This is a genomic window from Paenibacillus sp. MER 180 (genome assembly GCF_023713665.1).
Classification (GTDB): domain Bacteria; phylum Bacillota; class Bacilli; order Paenibacillales; family Paenibacillaceae; genus Paenibacillus_B; species Paenibacillus_B suaedae.
The window spans coordinates 1-561 of record NZ_JAMAVT010000064.1 but is presented as its reverse complement, the minus strand read 5'-3'; the positions used below and the strand labels follow the sequence as shown (position 1 = coordinate 561).

The window sequence follows — 561 nt, the reverse complement described above, 5'->3', positions numbered from 1 at the left end:
CAGCGGCGGCAGGACGCGAGCGCGTCGCGGGCCTGGTACGCCGTATACGTGAGCTGCGCGGCGGCGAGTCCGGCCAGCCCGAACGTGCGCGTGAGCCCGAACGCGGCGAAGCCGTCCGGCACCGGCCGGCTTTCGGCCTTCGGCCAGCGCGGCGGCGAGCGTCTCGCCGGCCACCGTGGTCGGCGCCATCCCGTGGCCGCCGAACGCGATCGCGTGCCACACGCCGTCCGCGTCGCGGCCGATCTGCGGCATCTTGTGCCGCGCGTAGCTCATCAGCCCGCCCCACGCGTAGTCGACCTTCACGCCTTCCAATTGCGGATACACGCGCAGCAGGTCGCGCCGCAGCAGGCGCGCGATCGCGTCGGGTCCGCGGTCGAGTACCGAGATCCGGCCGCCCCACAGGATCCGCGTGTCCTTCAGCGGACGGTAGTAGTCGAACGCGAAGCGCGTGTCGTAGATTGCGTACGGCGCGTCGATCGCGTCCGGCAGGCGCGCGCCGAGCGGTTCGGTCGCGATCACGTAGGTCGCGATCGGCAGCACCGCGCGCTCGATGCGCGGTGA

1 protein-coding gene is annotated in these 561 nt (G+C 72.7%); it reads right to left on the bottom strand.

Annotated elements, in window-relative coordinates; all coding sequences use genetic code 11:
* Positions 1-561, bottom strand: a 561-nt coding sequence (locus M3661_RS29830; protein ID WP_251491283.1) for an NAD(P)/FAD-dependent oxidoreductase, incomplete at both ends; no start/stop codon positions are given.